This window comes from Microbulbifer mixtoriginis (SeqCode) (assembly GCF_052466865.1).
This window is the reverse complement of the sequence record NZ_CP174293.1, coordinates 3,903,314-3,922,458: the sequence shown is the minus strand read 5'-3', so window position 1 is coordinate 3,922,458 and position 19,145 is coordinate 3,903,314. Positions and strand designations below refer to the sequence as shown.

Genomic DNA, 19,145 nt, shown 5'->3' with positions numbered 1-19,145 from the left:
TAGCTAAAAGAAATCGAATTTATCCAATGACTTTAACATTAGTATTATGGTCTCGCATCCTGATCAATTGAAGAATATAGCCCTTCTAAAGCTCTACCTTACCAACCAAAATTCCGTGGACTATGGGGCTGATAGACCCCTTACTAGTGTAAGTGTCACTATCTGTAAGTTGAGCCTTCTAGAGGCTGACTCCTCACTTGGATAGAAGGTGTGACCAAATAGACACTTTAGGATTAATGATAACTTTAAGGCAGTGAGCTTAGTTGAGGCATTTGGATTTACTTGCTAAAATCGCAGTCAGTAGATTCTGGTCTTTCTGTAACCTTTATGAATGTAGTTCGACTATCATTTTTTTTGATTGTGCTTATGGTCTTTCAGACCGCAGGTGCATTCTATGATAGCCATGAAGAAGTTCAGGAGGTAACGAATCACCTGTCTCTACATCATGATGAAGATCTGCTCGGAAATTTACCGTTTCAACCGGACAGTTCCTTTTCTGATTTAAGTTTACAGGCCCCCTCCAGTGGGGATGAGACTGACCAATCTTCACTTCTTCTGGATTTATGTAATCACTGCTGTCATTGCCATGGAAGTACCTGTACCGTTCTGGTAGGTCAATCACTACACTCTACTCTGAACGGAATCGTTAATTATCGAGAATTCGGCAATACACGTGTTCCCAGTGGTTATTTTACGCCTCTACTCCGCCCACCTATAACCCAAGTCTGATTGCTCCAATACCGCGCGAGTAAGGAGAGCTACTAGGCCCCCTTGCGCGAATAAAAACTGACTTGGGAGATACCCATGGATTTTTACTGCACGCTCACTGAGGGTGTGATTCGTCGTCGTGCCATATTCCAGTTGATGGTGGCGATAATGTATTTAGCTGCGCAATCAGTATCCGCGCAGGAGGGGGATTTACTGACATTACCGGATGCGATTGAGCTGACGCTCGCACAGAATCCGGAGCTTGCGGTATTCCCATTACAGAGAAGAGGTCTAGATGGTGCTGAAGAGACTGCAGCACTTCGGCCTGCGTTAAGCCTAGGAGGTGAGGCTCAATACAAGAACTTTGGTGATGGTGGCTCCAATAATGCGCCAGATCCCGAGGATGATGCCGACAATGAGCTTGAATTGACGGTAACTTTATCGTCCGTAATTGAGCTAGGGGATAAACGTAGAGCTCGAATAGATGTAGTCAATGCCCAGCGTAATTTACTGATCGCGGATGAGCAAGCTAAGGCGCTAGATCTTCTGGCAGAAGTTATCCGTCGCTATGCTCAGGTTCTTGCTGCCCAGGAATTAGTCGTATTGGCTGGAGAGAAGGTATTACTCGCACGTGAAACGCTAAGCGCTGTTAGCGCCAGAGTCAGCGCTGCTGCTAGCCCGGTTTCTGAACGCCTACGAGCGGAGTCCGCCCTGGAAAAAGCAAACCTCGCTAAGCAGACGGATGAGAGCATGCTAGTGTACTACAGGCATGCCTTATCGGCTCTGTGGGGACAGCCGAGTATAGATTATCGAGTAGACTCCAGTGAGCTCTATCGTTTTGAGCCCGGAGCTAGTTTTGACGAACTTTATGCGCGTGCACAGGAAAACCCAGCTATAGCGCGCTTTGCTTCCGAAGACCGTCTCAGAGCCTCACAGCTTCGCCTCACCCAGTCCAACTCTAAGCCAGATGTCGGGTGGTTTGCAGGTCTTCTCGTGAATCGGGCTGTTGACGAAACTACTGCTTTAGCTGGTTTCGAAGTTCCACTCTTTACTGCAAAACGCAATCGTGGTGCCGAGCTAACAGCAATGACTGAGTTGGATGAGGTTATGCTCCGTCGCGAGGCGGCATTACTAAAACTTTATCCTCAGCTATTTCTTGCCGTTACCAGTCGCGAACTGGCCTTGGCCACTGTCTCCAGTTTGCAGGATTCTGTAATCCCTAAGCTTCGCGAGGCATTGGCTGAAGTAGATCGTGCTTATCGTCGTGGCCGGAGTTCTTATCTTGACTTAATTGTTGCTCGGGAAGAGTTACTTGATGCTGAACGTGCACGAATCGAAGCAGCGCGGTCTGTACTTCTTTTCGGCGCTGAGATTGAGCAGCTTACAGCAGGGCCTTTAGGTTCCGAGAGTGTAGGAAACGGAAAATAATTTTGGATTTAGATATGAGCAGATTAAGTAAAGTAATTCGCCTGGCAATATTATCCATATTCCTCATTTTCTCTGGATTTTGGATTGCAAGCCTGGGTCATGCAAATGGTGGTTATGATGAACATGTTAAGCAAGATGAGGAGCTGGGCTCCAATGATAGCCATGATGAGCATGATGAGCATGATGAACGGGAAGAGAAGCAATTCTCTAATAATGATAACCATGGCGGACATGAAGAGCATCAGGAGGAAAAGGGCCCCAATGGTGGCCGTTTACTGACTGAGGGGGATCTAACGGCCGAGTTGCTTATTTATGAAAGTGGTGTAAAGCCAGAGTTTCGAGCCTGGATTTCTCTGAATGGTAAACCTTTAGAGAATGCTCGTGTTTCCGTAGAGCTTGAAAGACTTGGCGGAAAAGTGGATCAAATACCCTTTGCCTGGGAGGATAGTGTTGGGTATTACCGCGGTGAAGGCGTAATAAAGGAACCTCACTCCTTTGATGTTGCCGTTTCTGTTTTTTACAACGGGGAGCGCACAAGTTGGGATTATGAGTCCCATGAAGGTCGAGTGCAGATCTCTGAACAAATGGCAAAAAAGGCAGGCATTAAAACTGCAATTGCTGCTCCAGGTATAATTAAAGAAAGCGTTACCTTATATGGTAAAACTGCGATAGATCATCGTAACCTCAGTCATGTGCGTGCACGTTACCCAGGAACCGTAATCACTGTTAAAAAAACGCTTGGCGATTTGGTAGCGAAAGGGGAAGAGCTTGCTACTATCGAATCCAATGACAGCTTGCAAATTTATCCACTGGTCGCTCCTATTAGCGGTCAGATAATTGATAAGCAAGCCAGCCAAGGTGAATTCAGTGGCGAACGGGTGCTGTTTACCATAGCTAACTACGACCAGCTGTGGGCTGAGTTGCAAGTATTTCCGATGCGTCGCGATCAGATCAAATTAGGCCAACAGGTTTCAATTACAGCTGGTGACCGTTCTTTTGACTCAACTATCACCAGCCTTGCTCCGAGCAGTAATGGTCAGCCTTTCGCGATTGCAAGAGCGGTGATTGAAAACCCCAATGAACTCTGGACTACCGATCTAATGGTCCAAGGCCAAGTAGTAACCAATGAAAAATCTGTGCCTTTAGTGGTCGAGAATCGTGCTCTACAACCTTTCCGCGATTGGACGGTGGTATTTATCAAAGTGGGAGAAACCTATGAAATTCGTCCACTTAAACTGGGCCGTAGCGACGGCACTGTTACCGAAGTGCTGAGTGGTCTCAATGAGGGTGATCGCTATGTCACCGAGAACAGCTACCTGATCAAAGCGGATATTGAAAAGTCCGGCGCTGAACATAGCCATTAAATGAGGTCAGAAGATGATTGAAAGTATACTGCGCTTTTCAATTGAGCGGCGCTACTTTGTACTGTCCCTGATCTTTGTATTGGTGGGCCTGGGGGTTTGGAGTTATCAGAGACTTCCAATCGATGCGGTTCCAGATATCACCAATGTTCAGGTACAGATTAATACCGAGGCTCCTGGTTATTCACCTTTAGAGGCGGAGCAGCGGATTACTTACATTGTGGAGGCGGCACTCGCCGGCTTGCCTAATTTAGAATATACCCGTTCGCTCTCTCGCTACGGTTTGTCCCAAGTCACTGTTGTTTTTAAAGAGGGTACAGATCTCTATTTTGCTCGGAACTTAATTAATAGCCGTCTCAGTAGTATTAAAAGTCATTTGCCTCCGGAGTTAGAGCCTGAAATGGGTCCTATTGCTACCGGACTCGGTGAGATTTTTATGTATACCGTGGAGGCTCTGCCTGGCGCCATCCAGCCCAATGGGCAGCCTTACGACGCTACTTCACTGAGGGAAATTCAAGATTGGATTATAAAACCGCAATTATCCTTAGTCCCCGGAGTTACTGAAGTTAATACCATCGGTGGCTATAACAAGCAGTATCACGTAACGCCCGAACCTCGACAGATGCTTAACTTTGGCGTATCCATGGAAGATATCGCCCTTGCGCTGCGCCGCAATAACGAAAGTCGCGGTGCTGGTTATTTGGAGGAGAATGGACGGCAACTTCTGGTGCGTTCACCAGGGCAGTTGCGAAATATTGCCGAAATTGAGGATGTGGTAATTACCAGTCGCGCCGGGGTGCCGGTTAAAATTTCGGATGTGGCCAAAGTAGCTATTGGAAAAGAGCTTCGCACCGGTGCAGCCACTCGCGATGGTGAAGAGACTGTATTGGGCACAGCTATGATGCTGGTAGGGGAAAACTCCCGGGAGGTAGCTCGAAGTGTGGCGGAAGCCTTAGAGCGAATAAAATCAACCGTACCTGAAGGTATTAAAGTAGAGGCGGTTTATGATCGGACCACTCTGGTAGATAAAGCTATCGCTACAGTGCAAAAAAACCTTGTTGAGGGCGCGCTGCTGGTTATCGTGGTATTGTTTTTGTTGCTGGGAAATATTCGAGCTGCCTTTATTACTGCAGCAGTAATCCCGCTTTCCATGCTTGCGACCATTTTCGGCATGGTGCAAACGGGTGTTTCCGCCAACCTGATGAGTCTCGGAGCTCTTGACTTTGGCCTGATTGTCGATGGGGCCGTGATAATTGTGGAGAACGCGATTCGCCGACTTGCCGAAGCCCAGCATCGCAAGGGAGGCAAGCTGCCCCTACAAGAGCGTTTGGAGCTAGTATTCCAAGCTACCAACGAAGTGATTCGCCCAAGTTTGTTTGGTGTTTTGATCATTACCGTGGTGTATATCCCTCTATTTTCGCTTACAGGTGTGGAAGGGAAGATGTTCCACCCCATGGCTGCCACTGTAGTGATGGCTTTACTCGCTGCACTGGTGCTTTCATTGACCGTTGTGCCTGCAGCAGTTGCCGTTTTCCTGACAGGTAAAATCAGTGAAAAAGAAAACAAAGTTATTGTTGCGACCAAATCTTTATATAAACCACTGTTGATTGCTGCAATGAAAGTGCGCTGGTTAGTACTTTCTGGGGCTCTTGCATTAGTACTGTTCTGCAGCTGGCTTGCAACAACACTGGGCTCTGAATTTATTCCTCAGCTCAATGAGGGTGATATCGCACTACACGCCCTGCGTATTCCTGGTACTGGTTTAGAGCAATCTGTAGAAATGCAAAGCTTGTTGGAGCAGCGTATTAAGGAGTTTCCCCAGGTAGATAAAGTATTCGCAAAAATTGGTACACCAGAAGTAGCAACAGACCCAATGCCGCCAAATGTAGCCGACAACTTTGTGATCCTGAAACCACGTGACCAATGGCCTGATCCGAAACTGCCCCAGGAACAATTGGTTGCTGAAATCGAAAAAGCTGTGCGTCAGTTACCGGGAAATAACTACGAGTTCACCCAGCCAATCCAAATGCGTTTTAATGAACTAATTTCCGGTGTACGTGCAGACCTGGGTATTAAAGTATTCGGTGATGATCTGGATCAGCTGGTGGCTTCTTCAAATGAAATTCTCGGTGTGCTAAATGGAATTGAGGGTGTTGCTGATGCTCGCGTAGAACAAGTGGAAGGTCTACCGATTCTATCAATAGTGCCGAAGAGAGTCGCACTCGCCCGCTATGGAATAGATCTGCAAACCTTGCAAAATTTGGTTTCAACGGCTATTGGAGGGGAAGAGGCTGGATTGATTTACGAAGGCGATCGCCGTTTTCATCTGGTAGTGCGTCTGCCGGAAGGCTTGCGACGAGACTATGAGAACCTTGGGGATTTACCTGTTCCGTTACCCACTGATAGCCCATTAGGTAGCTATGTGCCCTTGTCAGAAGTTGCTAACTTGGAAATGACCCCTGCCCCCAACCAGATCAGCCGGGAAAATGGCAAGCGACGTGTTGTGGTAACGGCCAACGTCCGTGACCGTGATTTGGGTTCCTTTGTTGAAGAGGCGAAGGGTCGTATTGATCAGCAGGTCTCTTTGCCTGCAGGTTACTGGCTAGTATACGGCGGCACTTTCGAGCAATTGGAATCCGCCAGTACTCGCCTCTCGATAGTGGTTCCACTGACACTATTGGTAATTCTGGGGCTTCTGGTGATGGCCTTTGGTTCATTCAAGGATGCCTTAATTATTTTCAGTGGAGTACCCCTGGCGCTTACTGGAGGTGTCTTGTTCCTATGGTTGCGCGATATGCCTTTATCTATTTCTGCCGGAGTAGGATTTATTGCACTATCTGGTGTGGCGGTGTTAAACGGTTTGGTAATGCTCTCTTTCATCCGACAACTTCGTCAGCAAGGTGGTGAGTTGCTCACATCTATTATCGATGGCGCTATGATCCGCCTGCGTCCAGTATTGATGACTGCGTTGGTTGCAAGTCTCGGTTTTGTTCCTATGGCTTTGAATGTAGGCACTGGAGCAGAGGTTCAAAGACCACTAGCTACGGTGGTGATTGGAGGCATAATTTCTTCTACTATCCTAACCTTGTTTGTACTGCCATTGCTTTATCGGATAGTGCATGGAAGAGAGGGTATATTAAAAATAAAAACATAATTTACGATGCTCACCTTTGCTTATATTTAGGTAGGGGTGGGCAAAATTTTAATAAAAATATTTAAGTGCGCTGGTTCATTTTTGAGCATGAAAAAGATGGATGCGTTAGATATTTATATTAGATAAGTAGAAAATAATAGATGTTTCTATTGTCTCAATCGAGTGACGGGCTTTTAGTATGGGTTTACTGCTTGCAGATTTTTATTCTGGTTCAAAGACAACCTTTATAGGCCCTAAATTGAGTTAACAGAAGTGCTGGGGCCTTTGATTTCTTATTTTAGTGAGTTGTAATTTTATTTCTCATGAAGTTGACTGATAAATATGATCTGAGTTTTTTAAAAAAGACAGGATCTAGCCTCGAGCGAGACTTTGAAGTAAGTAATTGTTGATATTTAAAGCATAAATATCCCTAAGTGGAGTTCTGTTTAGAGAGGGTGTGAATATGTCTGAATGTGGTTGTGGTTTAGAGCAAGCAGATAAATTAGAGAGAAGCACTTTAATGGTGCTGCTAGTGATCAACGCAATTATGTTTGTGCTTGAATTAACTCTTGGATGGTTTGCTCAGTCAACAGGATTGATTGCTGACTCTCTGGATATGTTAGCTGATGCTGCTGTGTATGGGATCTCTTTATTTGTTGTCGGTAGAGGGGTTATATATCAAGCTAAGGCAGCTAATGTCAGTGGAATAATTCAAATTATATTGGGGTTGTGGGTGTTGTATGAGGTTTGTAGGAGATCGCTTTTTGGTAGTGAGCCAGAAAGTATACTGATGATATCAATAGGGGCCTCTGCCTTGTTAGCAAATGTTGTTTGCCTCCTAATAATATCTAAGTATAAGGAAGGGGGGGTACATATGAGAGCCGCTTGGATTTTTTCAGCCAATGATGTTGTAGCAAATTTAGGAGTGATTATGTCAGGTCTACTAGTGGCGGTAATCGATAGTCGTTTCCCTGATCTTGCTATAGGCTTAATAATTTCGGCTGTTGTTATTCGAGGAGGTTTTTTGATTCTTAAAGAGGCGAGGGAGTCCACTCGAAAAGTCAAAATATCCTAAGTGACCTTAAGGTTTTAATAGTATGAGTAATATCAGCTTCCTAGTGGCTTGTCTAAAATAGTTTGTAGATCAATGGAAGTCTTACCTGAAGATGCTTGTCACTAATTTATGAGAGCAAAAGGTGCAATGATCTCTTAAGGCTTGAGTTGGCGAACTTATGAGTGCTTTTCTTTCATAGAGCAGTTTTGTGTATCCATTTTATTGCGTTATGACATGACGCACTTTTTTCACTTTTGACCTAGATGGTCTAGGCAGAAATTTTATTATTATATGCTGCCGAATATTCCCTTACAGCCTCCAAAGGACCTAGTCAAAGTATTGCTGGGCGTTGAATATCTTTCATTTGGATATAGAAGCCTAAGAAGTCCTCAAGTGTTTTTTTTCATAGCTCTAAATTTTTAGTTGACTATAACTAAAAATTGATACGTACCTTCTGTTGAAAAGAATATTGAGCCGTGGCATTAACGTCTACTAGGTGAGCTTCCTGGCAAAGTATGGTGCAATGCTTTAGATCGGTGATTTGATCTATATCTCTTCAGTCTTAAAGCAGTATGGAAAATAGTTGTCGAGCAGCTGTTTCATCGAGTTAGATGCTTCAGAAAGTTCTCTGCCGCTCATATTCTATAGGTAATGTTGGTAATGATAACGATTTTCAATTAAGTGTGTAGTTCTGTGCCTGTAAAAATTTATACTCTTCATAACTTCCGGCCTAGTGGATACTTTTGGTGGGAAAGTTGAGTTTAATAATTTAACACTAAGTTAGGGCGAAGTATGGGGCTTAAATGGGGGGTGGCTCGGAGGTGCTAGGAAGGTGCTCTGTTTCTATAGATACTAAATATCGCCATTGTTAGATGAAATAAGAAAATGTTACGTAGGTTGCGCGTGCCATATGCTCTCTCATTTTGCAAAGTGCTCCTAAAGTTAGCTAGAAATCAGCTCTTATCTTCAGTCATACCTGCGAGGTTTGGTATGCGCTTTATAAGTGAAGCCGATTTTGTAGTGCTTCTGTAAACTGGCCAGCAAAGATAATGTTTTTCAGTTTATCTACGAATGTAGGTAGATCTATCCCTGGTGCTCAGCTTTCAGCATTTTTAGTTTGATGGATGCTTCTAAAGTGCCTGCTGAATAGCTATTTTCCTACAGTAATAAAATGTGTAAGCACGATTGGGTATTTCTGAGGGATGTCTAAAGCGGTATTCTGGTTTTTTGTGTGTTGAAAATGGCCATTGCTTCTGTGGTTTTAATGGTGCAATAGGGGATCTCGCAAAGATAATGCGGATGATTTTTTATTAATAGTTAAAAAATAAAGATTAATAAATAGATTATCATGGGCGGCCGTCATAAATTAGACTGAGTTTTGCATTTTAGTCATGAGAATTAATGGGGTTTAGTTGGTACAGGTAAAAGAAAAAGAGGTGGAAGTACAGTTGCGCCTTACTTGGTACTATCCCCCCTTAAAGTGGATTGCTGTAATAAAAAAATATCCAATAAATTGCTTTGTGTTGCGGGGCGTGTTGTTAACTGTGGTGTGGTTTATATGAATGTGGTGTATCAATCTTTACTTAAAAATACGAATTTTCTGCTGAAAAATAGCAGGGAGATTAAAGATTTAGGAGAAACGACAATGTAGGCTTGAATATTTGTGCGAATTTACGCTACCCCTAAGATAGAATTAATTCTATTAAGCTTGTCATCAAATAGTTTATATTTGTTAATTGGCTGGTCACAATATGTTACCAAAATATAAGCTGTAATTTGTTGTAATTGGCGTCAAGGAGCTTTCTGGGGTTTCCCGTTGGGAGTCGAAGTTCAGGTGTGAGTGCAAGCTTCAATAGCAAAAAAAATACGCATAAAATCTGTTCGTTTTGTTGTGAGTTCATGATCGCAAGATGATTTTTATGTGATTGGCGGACCGATTGTTCTGGCTGATTTTTAGAGGTAATTTGAAGGGGTAAGATTGTAAGCGGGTGTAAGTGAGAGGGGCTGGTCATGTAGCAAAAAAAAACCATACTGCGCGGCAAGAAAAATAAAAAAAAGAAAGTTACTTTAAAGTGATTGTTAAAATTTCTAATGTGTTTAATATTTCTCTCGGAAAATAATAAATAGAATCGATGAGTAGAGACTCTTGATGGTGGTCAAAGATTTACCCGGCAGATTTACCCGGCAGATTTACCCGGCAGATTTACCCGGCAGATTTACCCGGCAGATTTACCCGGCAGATTTACCCGACAGGTTTACCCTGCAGGTTTATCCGGCATGATTCCCGGATGGGTCTTTCAGTCGAGTTCTAAATTCTCTGATGTTTAAACCATTCTTAATTCAAGCTTTGAGGTTTTTGTTAAGTTTTTTGATATATATCAGCTTGATTAAAACAGTAAAAAAATAGCCTAAATGCCTCCGCATAGACGATTGAGGCCGTGTCTTATTTGACTTTAAAAATGGAGATTGAAATGTCGATACAGTTACAAAACATACTCAAGGAAAACGGGTTGGACCCTTTAAAGGTGGCACTGTCATCTGTGGCGGAACTCTATTCGATGACAGAGGATAACTTACTGGATTTCAAGACAGGCTTGATCCATGAGGCATTCGCTTATCACTATGAGAACAATGCTTTTTTCCGCTCCGCTTGCGATAGCAAAGGAGTGACACCGGATATGATCTCAACTCCAACTGACCTGATCAAAATACCTCTGGTTCCCATTGAGCTTTTTAAATCAAACGATAGCCATAAGTTACTTTCAGTCAGCCTACGTGATGTAGAGCTAGAAATGCGAAGCACAGGTACCTCTGGTATTCCCAGCGTTTCGCGCCGCTGCGCAGACACCGTTGACAATGCGGTGCTGGGGATTTACTCGATGTATCGCGAATTCCTAAAGATCTCCAAGGGTGCCGGCCTTTATCTTTGCCCCTCGACCGAGGAAATTCCTGAAATGGGCATGATCAAGGCGCTCAATATGCTCGCAGGTCTGCTGGACACTCATAGATTCATGGTTCGGCAAGAATCTTTTAAGCCCGAAGAGGCCTTAGAGCAGCTTGAGGATTGGAATGATAAATTCAGTCGCCATTTGATTGGTCCTCCATTCCTGATCAATCGTTTTATCAGCTACCTCAAAGCTACCAACACCCGAATTAAACTCGATAAGAGTAGTTACATCATCACTCTTGGGGGGTGGAAGCGCTTCTCAGGCCAGATGTTGTCACGTGCAGAATTCAACAGTGAATGTATCGAGTACTTGGGCGTGGAAGAGAGCCAGATCCGTGACATCTACGCCTTGGTTGAATCCAATGTCATTGCTATTGACGATGAGTATGGAATCAAGCATGTCTCCCCCTTCGTTCATTTCTCGGTAAGAGACCCCAAACAACTAGATCGAGAGGTCGAACCGGGCCAGACCGGCCAATTGGCAATTCTTGACCCTCTCGCACGTTCGACGCCTGGTTTCATGCTTACTGAGGACTTGGTGCGACTGTTGCCTGAACCGAGTCGTTCGGGAAGAAGTGGTCAACGCATGCAGTATGTAATGCGCCTACCTGAGTCAAAAGAATTTGGTTGCTGTGCGGTTAATTTAGATAAGCGGCTTGAAGATTTGGACGCAGAGCAGGCTGCTAGCGGCAGTTGTCCAGTCGTCGCCTAATTACAGCTGTCCAAGATGGAGCTACAACATGTACAACGACATCATCATTGACAACTTTTCCGACCCGGCCCATGTCGGTGATATTAACGAACCCAATTACGAATATGAAATTGGCAATCCAGTATGTGGAGATCGGATTCGCGTTCAGATCAACATCACCAATGGACTGATTGACAGTGCTCGCTTTAGAGCTTGGGGTTGCGCTACTTCGGTGGCAACGGCCAACATTTTCTGTGCCTCGCTTGAGGGGTTGGCACCGGAACGGCTTGCCGGGAGAACAAGTAGCGAAATAGAAGGCATGCTTGGTGAACTAGAGCCATCACAACACCATTGTGTTGAGATTTTGCAGCAGCTTCATCATAGGTTGCTGAGCTTAGTTGGCAAAGATTGTCGGGAGGTGATGCCATGACAAATACTCACTCGATTGAGGGTTACTTCGACTACAACGCCACAACCCCGGTGTCGGAGGCTGTAGCTACGGCTATGTCCTCTGCGCTTCGGCTCTTTGCTAATCCATCGGGGCGTACGCTTCCTTCGACCAGTAATCGTGAGCTAATCCAGCGAGCAAAGACCCATGTCGCCAGCCTACTGGGTACCGCGCCGGAAAAAGTTTTCTTTACCTCCGGCGGTTCTGAAGCCAATAACTGGGCTATTAAAGGAAGCCTGATGAACGACCTGGGTAGGGCTGGCCATATCCTAACCACGGCGATTGAGCACCCTTCAGTTCTAGAAACTATCCGATACTGCGCCCACCAATTCGGATTCGAAGTCACCTGCTTGAAGCCGGGACCGAGCGGCGCCGTCAGTTTTGAGGCTGTCGCTGAAGCTATCCGGCCTGACACCAGGTTGATTTCCATGATGTATGCGAACAATGAAACCGGCGTTATTCAACCTGTGGATCAGGTGGCAAGGCTGACCCGCTCCCGAGGCATTCCGTTCCATGTCGACGCAGTGCAAGCAGTAGGTAAGCGGCCTCTTGATGTCGAGGCATTAGGTGCTGATTTTGTTTCTTTTTCCGCACACAAATTCTATGGCCCCAAGGGTATTGGCGGCCTATATATCCAGAATATAGATCGCATATCTCCCTTGATTCATGGTGGTGGACAAGAGATGGCAATGCGCTCTGGCACCGAGAATTTGGTCGCTATCGCCGGACTCGGTGAGGCTGCTGACGAATGTCGCAGGGAGCTTGAGTACTGGGACCATCACTGTCTGAAGTGCAAACAGCACTTGATCGAACAGCTTGGCAAATCCTCTATCGAAACACATATCAATGGTGCTAGTCATTATGAGGGGGCGATTTCCAATACCTTAAACCTATCGATTCCAGGCATTCGGGGTGAGGCGCTTGCTCTGTTAATGGAAAAGAAAGATGGGATTGTGGTGTCGATTGGCTCTGCATGCAGTAACAACAAGACCCGTCAACTATCGCCTGTATTACAAGGAATGGGGCTAAGTGATGAAGAAATACAAAGTGCGATCAGGATTAGCTTCGGCCGCTTTACCAGCCTTGATGATATAGATCGTTTTGTTGATTCATTGCAGCGGTGCGTGGCACAGCTCAAAAGCATGAGCTTTAAAGGGTGAGGAGTTGGGCTCATGACGGATAAGATTTTTCCAGCTCAGCGCTTCATGGATCAGTTCGCCCGACACGTGGTTAATGAGCCTAGCCGTACCGCCTGCGTATTCCAGCCTCATGGGCCTGATAGTGCTCTATCGCTGAGTTACGGTGAACTGAATCAGCAGGTACTGGAACGGGCCCGACTGTTAGTCGAGCGCGGATATAGAGGCCAGCCGCTTGCTCTGCTTTTCCCTGCTGGTCTTGATTTTGTGGTCAACTTCCTCGCCTGCCTCGCGGCTGGCGTCATTGCTGTACCCCTGAACCTGAGTCGCAATGCTCAGCAATTAGAGCGCACTGTTCGTATTCTTGGTGATGCAAAGACCAAAGCCATTCTGACGACCGCTGAGACTCGTGAACAGCTATTTGAACAATTAGCAGAATTACCGGCGATTAATTTGGGCGACCAGGCCTGGATTGATGAGCAGCAGGTTTGTGCTGCTAAAGATGTAGAGTTACCTCTTCCGACTCCAGATGAGTTGGCGTTTGTTCAGTACACCTCAGGCTCTACTGATCTACCCAAAGGTGTGATGGTAAGTCACGCCAACATTATCGATAACCAATTGGCTATCCAGCAGGCGTGTGGCCACCACGAAGGTGTAATTGCTGGCGGCTGGCTGCCACAGTTCCACGATATGGGACTGATAGGCCATATGCTGCAGCCATTGTTCCTTGGTGGTACCTATGTCTTCATGCCCCCGATGAAGTTCGTTCAGCGTCCACGCCGGTGGTTAGAATTGATATCTCACTATCGAATTCATAGCTCTGCTGCACCTAACTTTGGCTATGAGCACTGCATCAAGTTCATAGGTGAGCGAGAGGACTTATCGGGACTAGACCTGAGTTGCTGGAAGGTGGCTTTGAATGGCTCTGAGCCTGTCAGCGCCGACACTATGAGGATATTTGCTGAGCGTTTCGAGCCTTACGGTTTTTCTTCTGCTGCTTTCTTTCCCTGCTACGGCATGGCTGAGACCACTTTGTTTGTCTCTGGAGGGCCGATAGGTGGAGGCATTGAAACCCTGGCTTTCGATCCCGCAGCATTTGACTCTGGTCGACTGCAATCTGCTGGCGAGGGGCGTCAAGTGGTTAGCTGCGGTCGTATCACGCCAAGGATGACTTTGAAGGTTGTTGATCCGAAGAGTGGCCGGCTAGCAGATGAGGATTGTATTGGTGAGATATGGATTAGTGGTGCCTCAATAGCACAAGGTTATCTTAACAACCTTGAGATTAGTAAGCAGCAATTCGGTGCTCGTATATCGCCCTGCGACGGTCATTATTACCTCAAAACCGGTGACATGGGCTTCGTCCGTGACAATAAGTTGTATATCACCGGGCGGATCAAGGAAATGTTAATCCTGCGCGGCCGCAACCTTTATCCATACGATATTGAACGTACCTGTAGTGACCATCCTGATGCGGCAGGCAATAACGGAGCCTCGGTTTTCACCGTGGAGAGCAATGGCCAAAACCGACTGGCAGCCATTGTTGAGATTCGCCGCCACGCCTTTCTTAACCGAAACCACGATGAACTCCGACAGGAGCTGCGTGAGGCAGTGATGTTGGCACATGATGTCGCCCTCGACCAGCTCTTGCTGGTCAAGCCTGGCGGTATTCCGAAAACCACTAGCGGCAAAGTTCGTAGGACTGCCTGCAGGGATCTGATTGCAGCCGAAGAGACGCAGCTCGCATGAACCGTTGATAGGAAATATAAGATGACGAATGAATTTAGAATGAAAAACCTGGTGGAACAGATCACAGATTTTATCGCTGCTAAGACACCAGAATTTTCGATTGATAAGCACAGTGACACCTCTTTCTCAAGTCTAGGTTTAGACTCGGCAGACCATGTCCAGCTATCGACTATGGTGGAGGACCACCTCTCTGTTGACGTCGATCCGACGCTAGCCTTCGACTACCCAACGATCAACGCTCTTGTGGCACATCTCGAAAATAATTTTTTAGGAACAGCTTTGGAGCGCGGTTGATGTCGGAACTTGATTGCATAGTTATCGGTGGAGGCCAGTTCGGTCTTCACACCGCACGAAGACTGCAGCAGGCTGGTCTCAACTACCTTCTGCTTGAACGGGATAGTATTGGCGACGTTTGGCGTAACCGGCTTGAGGGCATGAAGCTATTCACTTCGCGTCAATTCTGTGCCCTGCCAGGACTAGCGTTTCCGGGCGATCCTGAGGGCTTTCCGAACACAGGAGAAATAGCTGATTATTTGGCCCGCTATGCAGACCACTTTGATCTTCAGATCCGGGAAGGCTGTGAAGTTGTTTGTCTTGATCGCCTTCCGAGCGGCGGTTTTCAGGTCGACCTTGCCGACGGCACCTCACTGCTCGCCGCCAGCATCGTCAATGCTACTGGTGCTAATCAGGTGCCGCAGGTGCCGGCGATAAGTTCCCAGCTTGCTGAGGAGGTGCAGCAACTAGACGGTAGTCTCGCCTCAACCGATGTCATTTCTGATGGCCATACTGTTGCCGTTATCGGGGATGGTGCTACTGGGCGTCAGATCGTGGACCGGCTAGCGGGGCGTTGTAATCTGTTGTTGGCCACGGGTTCCCCACGTGGCCTGCCTCCCAACCGTTTGTTCGGACGTGATATTTTTTGGTGGCTTGATCGCTTGCGTATCCTTTCCGCCGATAAGAACAGCCTCATCGCGAAGATATTAAAAAAGCGTAACCCTGTCCCCTGTGGTGAATACAACAATAGGCGGCTGAAGGCTAAAGGCGTAAAGATTGTTGGCCGTGCTTTGGAGTGCTCTGGCCGTCAAATCCGTTTCGAGTCCGTCGGTTGGCGTGACATAGATACAGTGATCTGGGCAACAGGCTATTGCGACCGAACGAGCTGGCTAAAGTTGCCGCACTGTGTCGATGAGAGGGGCTTCATTGAAAACTATGGAAGGACTCCAGAGCCTGGGCTTTTCTTAGTGGGACGTAAATGGCTTAGTTGTCGAGCGTCGGAGCTGGTAATGGGGGTTGAGAAGGATGTAGAGCGAGTAATGGCGCCGCTGCGAGCCTTTTTATCCGAAAGGAAAGAAATACCTTGAACAAAAATATAAAGACCGATTGGATCATTCGCTCTGGCGCCAGTAAGTGGCTATTAGCGCTGGTGCTGTTGCTCACATTGATGTCGGCTGTTGGCCTAAAACGGATGGGGCTGGCCAGTGATTATCGCGTTTTCTTCGATGATAACGATCGTGACCTACTGCGCTTGGAGCAGATGCAAGATACTTATAGCACGACTGATAACGTGTTCATCATGATTGAACCGGTGGATGACAACATCTACAACCAGCGTACGCTGAGCCTTATACATGAAATGACGCGCGCGTTGTGGCGGACGGCCCATGTCTCTCGAGTAGATTCGCTAACGAACTTCCCATATAGCTCTGCTGAAGACGATGATATTTTGATTGAGGAGTTCGTCTACGAGCTTGACGAATTGACGCCGCAAAGGATCGCTTTTATTGAAACTGCCGCTAGTAGTGAGAGGGACTTGGTTGGCAATTTGGTTAGTAAGGACGGGCGATTTACCGCGATCAATGCGACCATTCGGTTGCCAGGGATAGACCATAAGGCCGAAGTGCTAGCCGTTACCGGTGCTGTCGATGAGTTGATTCAGTCATTCAAGATGGAATATCCGGATCATCGTTTTTTTGTCACCGGTGTGGTGGAGATGAACGGTGCCTTTTTCCAGGCGGCAAAAAAAGACTTCATCACGCTGATACCGTTGATGATCCTTTTCGTGCTGGTCAGCGCTGCTCTGATTCTCGGATCACCTGCTGCAGGTGGCGCTATTTTGACGGTAGTAGTGTTGGCACTGCTAGGATCTTTGGGTCTAGCTGGTTGGCTCGGTATTCAATTGTCCGCGCCATCAGTATCGGCTCCAATCATCATGTTCACGGTGATAGTAGCGTCGGCCATCCACATCCTCAGCTATATTCAGCGCCAGATACGCAGTGGTGTTTGTCGTGAAGAAGCAGTTTTGCAATCCTACCGGCGCAATCTCAAGCCGATTGCGGTGAGCCATGTCACTACTATTATCGGTTTTCTGGCGATGAATTTTAGTGACTCACCGCCGTTTCGAGATCTTGGCAATATAGTTGCCTTAGGTGTGCTCTTCTCGCTACTTTTGTCGTTTACGGTTCTACCACAGCTTCTGTTGCGTATTCGTTTTTCAACGCGGGAAACAGGTGCCAACCGGCTGATTAATCGCATGGCTTTGTTGTCAGGCTGGGTTATCGCTTACCGCCGGCGGATATTGTGGCTAATGCTACCTTTGTCCCTATGCGTCGCTGCACTCAGTCCATTGAATCAATTAAACGATGATTTAATCCGCTATTTTGATGAGTCACAGCCCTTCCGTGCTGATTCTGAACGTATCGATCGCCACTTTTCTGGTATTTATACAATCGATTACTCGCTCTCGGTACCAGAGCAGAACGGTATGTTTCAGCCAGAGTTTTTACAGTTTCTTGATACATTCGATGACTGGCTACATGAGCAGCCAGAAGTTTTTACAACTGCAAGCCCCCTGCACCGAATCAAGGATCTTAACCGTTTGATGAATGGTGGTGATGAGGACTCTTACCGGTTACCTGGCGATACAATTACCGCTGCACAGCAGTTCCTACTATACGAGATGTCGTTGCCGTTTGGTCGTGATGTGACCCATCAGGTGAATTTGAATAAATCCTCGGTGAAACTGACTGCACGATTAAAGAATCTAAGCTCGGTGGGCTTAATTGCTTTTGAAAAACGGGTCGAAGAGTGGTTGTTGCAAAACCAACCTCGCTCCATTGATATCTATCACAGCAGTCCCGCAGTGATTTTTTCCCACATTGGCCAATCAAATATTGTAAGTCTCCTTGAAGGAGCCTCGCTAGCGTTTGTGGTGATTTCATTGACGTTAATGTTGGTATTCCGCTCACTCGATATTGGTCTATTGAGTTTGGTTCCAAACCTGCTTCCAGTCGCAGCAGCATTTGGATTTTGGTATCTCGTTAATGGTCAGATCTCAATGGGGCTGGCCGGGGTGTCGGCAATGGCGATCGGCATAATCGTCGATGATACAGTTCACTTCCTCTATCAGTATGTCAACGGTCTAAAGCGGGGGCTCAGTCCCGAAGATAGCGTAAGCGAAACCATTAGCAAGACTATGGGTGGGATCGTGATCAGCTCAATGCTGCTAGTGATAGGCTTCCTTCTATTGTCGACCTCGGCGTTCGAGAAAAATGCCCAGATGGGTATGCTCACGGGGATGTCCATTGTGTTGGCATTGGTATTTGACCTGATATTACTACCAGCATTGGTTCTAACCTTTATGCGCAGGACACGTACGTCGAACCTGCAATTTCGTACCGACAAGGAACTAAATAATGCGAACTGATTACCGTCTCCTCCTTCCAGTGACAATACTTTGTGGCCTAATCGGTTTGCCGGTTCAAGGGGCTGCTAGCGATGCTCAAAAGGGGCGGGACGTCGCAGTGGCAGTGGATAACCGTGATCTTGGTTACGGCGACAGTGTTGCCGAATTGACGATGATTCTACGCAACAGGGCCGGAGATGAAACTCGACGTGAACTTCAGATCAGCTCACTTGAGAGTCACGAGGGTGGAGACAAATCGTTAATCCGCTTCAATTTTCCTGCTGATATCCGGGGCACGGCGCTTCTAACGCATCCGCAGTTAGAGGATACCGATAAGCAGTGGTTATATTTGCCTGCCTATTCTCGTATTAAGAGGATCTCATCTCGCAATAAGAGTGGTGCGTTCGTCGGTAGTGAGTTTTCGTTCGAGGATTTGTCTGATAAGGCGGTCGACGATTTCCGCTATACCTACGTGAGAGAGGAATCATGCGAAGATGGTGCCCTGGTTTGTGATGTGATTGACCGAGTGCCAGAAGACTCTCACTCTGCATATAGCCGGCAGCGGGTCTGGGTTGATCAGAGTGCTCGACGTATCTTCCGTATAGACTATTTCGACCGTAAGGAAACGCTGCTCAAGACTTTTTCCGCAAGGGATTTTCGCCTCTACGATGATCGTTATTGGAGGCCAATGGAGGTGGTTATGCATAATCAGCAGAGTGGAAACGTAACGATCTTAAGCTATAGTCGCATCGAGTTTGGTACCGGCCTCTCGGTTGCGAATTTCCATCGCAATACACTCCGGGATTAAGGG

The 19,145-nt window shown here is 46.7% G+C and carries 12 protein-coding genes; all 12 read left to right on the top strand.

Annotated features, from left to right (window positions below):
- The first annotated feature begins 804 nt into the window (after positions 1 to 804).
- The 12 genes from ACJJJA_RS17690 (at position 805) to ACJJJA_RS17635 (ending at position 19,142) form a co-directional block, all read left to right on the top strand.
- A complete protein-coding gene (locus ACJJJA_RS17690) occupies positions 805 to 2,136 on the top strand; it encodes a TolC family protein (RefSeq protein ID WP_444902922.1) in 1,332 nt (443 codons plus the stop codon).
- A gap of 14 nt (positions 2,137 to 2,150) precedes the next feature.
- On the top strand, positions 2,151 to 3,500 hold the full coding sequence (locus ACJJJA_RS17685; RefSeq protein ID WP_444902921.1) for an efflux RND transporter periplasmic adaptor subunit: 1,350 nt from the start codon (positions 2,151 to 2,153) through the stop codon (positions 3,498 to 3,500).
- Positions 3,501 to 3,513: 13 nt separating this feature from the next.
- The gene (locus ACJJJA_RS17680; protein ID WP_444902920.1) at positions 3,514 to 6,651 is read left to right on the top strand and encodes an efflux RND transporter permease subunit; all 3,138 of its coding nucleotides are present in this window, start codon (positions 3,514 to 3,516) and stop codon (positions 6,649 to 6,651) included.
- Positions 6,652 to 7,093: 442 nt separating this feature from the next.
- Positions 7,094 to 7,705, top strand: coding sequence for a cation efflux transmembrane domain-containing protein (locus ACJJJA_RS17675; RefSeq protein ID WP_444905260.1), 612 nt, complete (start codon positions 7,094 to 7,096; stop codon positions 7,703 to 7,705).
- Positions 7,706 to 10,155: 2,450 nt separating this feature from the next.
- A complete protein-coding gene (locus ACJJJA_RS17670; RefSeq protein ID WP_444902919.1) occupies positions 10,156 to 11,343 on the top strand; it encodes a LuxE/PaaK family acyltransferase in 1,188 nt (395 codons plus the stop codon).
- Positions 11,344 to 11,371: 28 nt separating this feature from the next.
- On the top strand, positions 11,372 to 11,752 hold the full coding sequence (locus tag ACJJJA_RS17665) for an iron-sulfur cluster assembly scaffold protein (protein WP_444902918.1): 381 nt from the start codon (positions 11,372 to 11,374) through the stop codon (positions 11,750 to 11,752).
- The gene (locus ACJJJA_RS17660) at positions 11,749 to 12,930 is read left to right on the top strand and encodes a cysteine desulfurase family protein (protein ID WP_444902917.1); all 1,182 of its coding nucleotides are present in this window, start codon (positions 11,749 to 11,751) and stop codon (positions 12,928 to 12,930) included. Before ACJJJA_RS17665 ends, ACJJJA_RS17660 begins: the two co-directional genes overlap by 4 nt.
- Before the next feature lie 12 nt (positions 12,931 to 12,942).
- Positions 12,943 to 14,652, top strand: coding sequence for a fatty acyl-AMP ligase (locus tag ACJJJA_RS17655; RefSeq protein WP_444902916.1), 1,710 nt, complete (start codon positions 12,943 to 12,945; stop codon positions 14,650 to 14,652).
- Positions 14,653 to 14,673: 21 nt separating this feature from the next.
- A complete protein-coding gene (locus tag ACJJJA_RS17650) occupies positions 14,674 to 14,946 on the top strand; it encodes an acyl carrier protein (RefSeq protein ID WP_444902915.1) in 273 nt (90 codons plus the stop codon).
- Positions 14,946 to 16,013: a flavin-containing monooxygenase gene (locus tag ACJJJA_RS17645; protein ID WP_444902914.1), complete on the top strand. Its 1,068-nt coding sequence runs from the start codon at positions 14,946 to 14,948 to the stop codon at positions 16,011 to 16,013. Before ACJJJA_RS17650 ends, ACJJJA_RS17645 begins: the two co-directional genes overlap by 1 nt.
- Positions 16,010 to 18,355 carry an efflux RND transporter permease subunit gene (locus ACJJJA_RS17640; protein WP_444902913.1) on the top strand — a complete coding sequence of 782 codons (2,346 nt, stop codon included), beginning with the start codon at positions 16,010 to 16,012 and terminating at the stop codon, positions 18,353 to 18,355. The genes ACJJJA_RS17645 and ACJJJA_RS17640 overlap by 4 nt, the downstream gene beginning before the upstream one ends.
- On the top strand, positions 18,345 to 19,142 hold the full coding sequence (locus ACJJJA_RS17635) for an outer membrane lipoprotein-sorting protein (protein WP_444902912.1): 798 nt from the start codon (positions 18,345 to 18,347) through the stop codon (positions 19,140 to 19,142). Before ACJJJA_RS17640 ends, ACJJJA_RS17635 begins: the two co-directional genes overlap by 11 nt.
- Positions 19,143 to 19,145 lie beyond the last annotated feature (3 nt).

Coding starts and splice junctions, on each gene's coding strand:
- ACJJJA_RS17650 (WP_444902915.1), top strand. CDS start 14,674: ATGACGAATGAATTTAGAATGAAAAACCTGGTGGAACAGATCACAGAT.
- ACJJJA_RS17685 (WP_444902921.1), top strand. CDS start 2,151: ATGAGCAGATTAAGTAAAGTAATTCGCCTGGCAATATTATCCATATTC.
- ACJJJA_RS17635 (WP_444902912.1), top strand. CDS start 18,345: ATGCGAACTGATTACCGTCTCCTCCTTCCAGTGACAATACTTTGTGGC.
- ACJJJA_RS17645 (WP_444902914.1), top strand. CDS start 14,946: ATGTCGGAACTTGATTGCATAGTTATCGGTGGAGGCCAGTTCGGTCTT.
- ACJJJA_RS17655 (WP_444902916.1), top strand. CDS start 12,943: ATGACGGATAAGATTTTTCCAGCTCAGCGCTTCATGGATCAGTTCGCC.
- ACJJJA_RS17690 (WP_444902922.1), top strand. CDS start 805: ATGGATTTTTACTGCACGCTCACTGAGGGTGTGATTCGTCGTCGTGCC.
- ACJJJA_RS17660 (WP_444902917.1), top strand. CDS start 11,749: ATGACAAATACTCACTCGATTGAGGGTTACTTCGACTACAACGCCACA.
- ACJJJA_RS17670 (WP_444902919.1), top strand. CDS start 10,156: ATGTCGATACAGTTACAAAACATACTCAAGGAAAACGGGTTGGACCCT.
- ACJJJA_RS17665 (WP_444902918.1), top strand. CDS start 11,372: ATGTACAACGACATCATCATTGACAACTTTTCCGACCCGGCCCATGTC.
- ACJJJA_RS17680 (WP_444902920.1), top strand. CDS start 3,514: ATGATTGAAAGTATACTGCGCTTTTCAATTGAGCGGCGCTACTTTGTA.
- ACJJJA_RS17675 (WP_444905260.1), top strand. CDS start 7,094: ATGTCTGAATGTGGTTGTGGTTTAGAGCAAGCAGATAAATTAGAGAGA.